6 protein-coding genes are annotated in these 4,283 nt (G+C 66.8%); all 6 read left to right on the top strand.

Going from position 1 to position 4,283, the window contains the following annotated elements; genetic code table 11:
* Nucleotides 1-44 precede the first annotated feature (44 nt).
* Nucleotides 45-1,424: a recombinase family protein gene (locus VOI19_RS15230; RefSeq protein WP_323793815.1), complete on the top strand. Its 1,380-nt coding sequence runs from the start codon at nucleotides 45-47 to the stop codon at nucleotides 1,422-1,424.
* A gap of 633 nt (nucleotides 1,425-2,057) precedes the next feature.
* The gene (locus VOI19_RS15225; RefSeq protein ID WP_323793814.1) at nucleotides 2,058-2,303 is read left to right on the top strand and encodes a hypothetical protein; all 246 of its coding nucleotides are present in this window, start codon (nucleotides 2,058-2,060) and stop codon (nucleotides 2,301-2,303) included.
* A 17-nt stretch (nucleotides 2,304-2,320) separates the two neighbouring features.
* Nucleotides 2,321-2,545, top strand: coding sequence for a hypothetical protein (locus tag VOI19_RS15220; RefSeq protein WP_323793813.1), 225 nt, complete (start codon nucleotides 2,321-2,323; stop codon nucleotides 2,543-2,545).
* Nucleotides 2,539-2,862, top strand: a complete 324-nt coding sequence (locus tag VOI19_RS15215) for a hypothetical protein (protein ID WP_323793812.1) — start codon at nucleotides 2,539-2,541, stop codon at nucleotides 2,860-2,862. The genes VOI19_RS15220 and VOI19_RS15215 overlap by 7 nt, the downstream gene beginning before the upstream one ends.
* A complete protein-coding gene (locus VOI19_RS15210; protein WP_323793811.1) occupies nucleotides 2,859-3,434 on the top strand; it encodes a hypothetical protein in 576 nt (191 codons plus the stop codon). Before VOI19_RS15215 ends, VOI19_RS15210 begins: the two co-directional genes overlap by 4 nt.
* Complete coding sequence (locus VOI19_RS15205; protein ID WP_323793810.1) at nucleotides 3,431-3,739, top strand: hypothetical protein; 309 nt, start codon at nucleotides 3,431-3,433, stop codon at nucleotides 3,737-3,739. Before VOI19_RS15210 ends, VOI19_RS15205 begins: the two co-directional genes overlap by 4 nt.
* Nucleotides 3,740-4,283: the final 544 nt, after the last annotated feature.

The following is a 4,283-nucleotide window of genomic DNA, read 5'->3' as shown; positions in this document are numbered from 1 at the left end:
ACTCGTCGAGGAACGATAGCACCTAAACCTGTTATGCTGAACCCATGAAAAGAGCGGGTATCTACTGCCGCATTAGCCGCGACCCCGAAGGTCAGCGTGTCGGCGTTGATCGACAGGAAGAGGACTGCCGCACCCTCGCCTCTCGGCAGGGCCTCGAGGCCAACACGATCTACATCGACAACGACATCAGCGCGAGCACGCTCAGCAAGAAGGCGCGGCCTCAGTTCACCGCACTACTGGCTGCCGCCAAGGCCGGCGACGTCGACGTGATCGTGGCCTACTCCAACAGCCGCCTCACGCGCCGGCCGCTCGAACTCGAGGACCTGATCCAGCTCCACGACAAGCACGGAACCCGCATCGTCACCGTGGTCTCAGGGGAGGACGACCTGAGCACGGCAGACGGTCGCATGGTGGCCCGGATCAAGGCGAGCGTGGACGCCGCCGAGGCCGAGCGCGCCGGCGAGCGCATCGCACGGGCTCATCTACAGAAGGCTCGCGCGGGGTCAGTGAACTACGGCGCTCGACCGTTCGGCTGGGCCGACGACAAGGCCACCCTCGATCCGGTCGAGTCCGACCTGATCCGCCAAGCCGCGGCCGACGTCGTGGCCGGCGTCGGGCTGAACCAGATTTGTCGCGCCTGGAATGCTGCCGGCGTGCGCACCGCCCGAGGCAATGAGTGGGACCACCGAGGACTCAGGCAACTGCTCAAAGGTCCACGGCTCGCCGGATGGCGCGTCCATCAGGGCAAGATCGCGAGGGACGCCGCGGGGCGCGACGTTCGAGGAGCCTGGGAGCCGATCTTGAGCCAGAAGGACTACGACCAACTACAGGCAGCCCTGACCTCCCGTGGCGGTCGCTCAGGCGGTCGCCGCGGCGCGCGCCGCTACCTACTCTCGGGCGTGGTGCGTTGTGGGCACTGTGGGCACCGCATGTACGGCACGACGACCCTGACCGGCCACGCCTACACCTGTGGCGGCACTCAAGGGGCCGACCCTCACACCCTCTCGATCTCAGGCGTGCCGACCGACGAGACCGTCACCGAGGTAGTGGCCGCTCGCCTTCGTCAGGTTGGGACCATCGAGGCGCCGGCGCCTACCTTCGCCCTAGCCGGTCGACTCGAGGAGATTCCCGAGAAGATCAGCGAGTTGATGGCCGCATACAACCGTGGGCAGCTCTCCGGGGCGATCGTCTTCCCCCAGGTCGAGGCGCTCGAGGTCGAACAAGCCGAGCTGTCAGCTCAGCGGCACCGCTTCGTCACCTCGACAGGCCCGACCCACATCAGCGCCGAGGCCTTCGACACCCCCGACCTCGACCGTCGTCGCGCGCTCATCGAGCAACTCTTCGAGGCGATCGTCATCGCGCCGAGCAGCAAGGGCGCGCCGTGGACACCCGACCGGATCAGCTACGTGTGGAGGCGGTCGTGAGTCGTCGCGATCCGGAACGCGGCTCGTGGACGCCGGCGGTTCCGGCCGCAGCGTCAGTCACGCTCAAGTGTCAGCGCTGCCAACGGCGTCTGGACATTCTGCGACTTGAGCACCGCACTGATGGCCCAAGCCTGACTAGCCGGAGGGCGAACAACCCCGAAACTGGCAATCTCACTTACGCCTGCGCTTGCGGACGCACGAACATCACCTTCTCTAACGCACGAGTCATGCGCGTCTTCGCAGTCGGTGACGGTCGAGTGACTATCGCAGGCTAGGTCCCTTGATGCTGTAGAATCAGGGGCGAACAACTCAATACTCCGGTGTCGCTGCGCACCGCGATAAGAGTGAGTCAGCACCCGAGCACATCCTCTCCGGGATGAGCGCTAGTTCTCGCACCCCGGAGTAGCAGATGAAGCCCACCCGTCCATCCTGGACTCACTACCGAGCTCAGGTCGCAACCCTGAGCCGCTCCCGTACCGCCGATGACCCCGACCTCATCGAGGCCCGTCGCAACCTGCGAGCCGCCCGACTCGAGGACCACGTTGAGAGGGCGCTCGCCGATGCTCCCCCGCTCTCTGATCAGCAGCTCGAGCGCATAGCCCGCCTCCTCACGCCCGAGGCAGGTGTGGCCTGATGGCGCGCCGGTTCAACCAAAGCGACCCGACCGCGAACCGGGCGATCGCTAGAGCTGACAAGGCCAGCCGGAGCGCACCCAGACGCAAGCTCATTCACGAGTTCCCCGAGATCTTCGACGACCTCAGCGACTACGGCGCCCGCTTCGTCGCCATGCGGGCCTACGGGTTCGCCGGTGAGAACGTCTGGCACATCACCTCCGAACACCTGAGCAAGGCGCTGGCCGACTACGAGGCACAGCGATGAGGCGCCGCAGGATCGCCGTGGTCCTCGACGGCTACAGCTCAATGGTCAGCGGATACGGGTCGAGGTCACTCGTCGAGCAGGTGACTGGCAGAGCCCCCGCCTACTCGACGATCCGGCGCGGCCACGTCGTGCAGGAGAGCACCGCCCGCGACGTCATCGCGGCCGCCGAGGCGAACGGGTTCGAGGTCGTCCTGACCGGCCCAGGCCTCGAGGCCGCTGACCCTGGTCGTGGCCGATGGTGACCCGCGACGACCTCGCCGACCACGTCGCCCACTTCCAACACCGGGTGATCCAGGAAGCTCTCAACAGTGCGACCCAGATCTACTTCCTTCGACGTGCCGAGGAGTTCGAGTGGGCCAAGCCCCGACTCGACGACTATCACGGGCAAGCATCCAACTCCGAGCTGAGCCGGCAGTGGCAGCGCGCCCAGGAGGCTGCCCAGGCGTGCCGCAACCGGGCCGCCGTGGCGCTGATCCAGGACGAAGACCCCGACGTCGTCGTCCAGGTGCTCGCCGAGACCTGGGGACCGTCTGAGCCGCGGTTGCGGGTGGTCGCGTGAGTAAACCCAAGAGCATCGACTTCGGCGGGGACGAGTTCTCAGCCCACCGCAACAGTCACTGGCTCGACAAGGCGATCAACCCTCACCACCCGCTCGCGCTTCGGGTCTACTTCGCAGCGCTCGGCCGTCGCAAGGTCGGTGGCCATGCTCCGCTCGATCCAGGAGAGCTTGCTGAACTACTCGTGCACCCCGGCGCAGAGCTCCCGGACCGGCGCCGGGTGTCCGAGGCGATCCGGCAGTGCGTGCACTGGAACTATCTCGCCGAGGGAAGCAACGCCTTGTGTCTGGTCGTGCCGATGTACGACGTCCAGGGAGGCAAGGAGAAGAGCACCTGCCGCCGCAGCCACAAGCCACGTACTGCCCAGGCTCACAAGCCCGCCTGTACATGCGCCCGGTGCTCCAAGGTGTCCGTGCCACAGCGGACAACTGACCCCAAGGTGTCCGTATCCAGTCAGGACACCTTGACCCCAGGTGTCCGTGCCCAGGCGGACAACTCAGGCTCAGACCCTCTTATCTATCTACCCACCGGTCCGCAGGACCGGAACACCACCGAACCGAGGAGGGCCTCGTGACCACCATCGTCCTGTCCTCCACCATCACCGCCCGAGCCGTGCACCGGTGCCAGGCCGACAACGTTCGCCTGGACCAGTGGCAGCGTGTGGGGTTCCTCGCCATGTCCCTCACCGACCAGCACGGTCATGCCCGCATGGCCACCGGGCAGATCGGTCGCGAGCTGGGCCTGTCGGTCAACCAGGTCAGTGACGCCATCGCCACCGCCCGCAACCGTGGCCTGCTCGACCCGGCCTCCCATGCCCGGTGTCTGGTGCTCGTCGGCTGCGCGTCCAACCCCTGCGAGGAGAACCACCGCTATGAGTGACTGGTCAGGTAGGCGCGTCACCCAAGCCCGCGCCATCGTTGCCGGCTGGCTGCCTGCCCCGTGCGGTCAGTGCGGGGTCGAGGTGACAAGCGCTGATGAGTGGGTCGTGGGTCACGAGGTCGCGCGATCGCTTCGGCCTGATCTGACCTGGGTCCTGTCCAACTGGAGGCCCGAGCATCGCGCGTGCTCGGATCGAACCGGTCAGGCCGCGGTGATCGACAAAGCGTTCGCCGCCGGCGTCGCGTCCGTTATCCCGAGCGGAATCGCGCATCAGAGTCCCCGCTCCTGCCCATCCCTCTCCCCTGGGCCAAGATCGGCCCAGGACGCGGCTCCTGAGCCTCGTGAGGGCCTTCTCTGGCAGCCTGACGCCCTGCGAGCCTTTCCATGGCTGGCTGGGTTCGCAGACGTGCCTGAGGACGCCTCGCCGCCGTTGTGGATGAGTCCCCCGCCGATCGATGCGGTCGGTTCCTACGGTGCCCAGGCGGTCGAGTGGGTCGAGTCCTCGCAGCGCATCAACCTGCGCTGGTGGCAGCGGCTCGCCCTG

This window comes from Nocardioides sp., from assembly GCF_034670285.1.
Lineage (GTDB): Bacteria > Actinomycetota > Actinomycetes > Propionibacteriales > Nocardioidaceae > Nocardioides.
This window is presented reverse-complemented; position numbering and strand designations above follow the sequence as displayed.

Excerpts from the sequence above, each read along its gene's own strand:
- VOI19_RS15225 (WP_323793814.1), top strand. The coding sequence starts at position 2,058 with ATGGCGCGCCGGTTCAACCAAAGCGACCCGACCGCGAACCGGGCGATC.
- VOI19_RS15215 (WP_323793812.1), top strand. The coding sequence starts at position 2,539 with ATGGTGACCCGCGACGACCTCGCCGACCACGTCGCCCACTTCCAACAC.
- VOI19_RS15230 (WP_323793815.1), top strand. The coding sequence starts at position 45 with ATGAAAAGAGCGGGTATCTACTGCCGCATTAGCCGCGACCCCGAAGGT.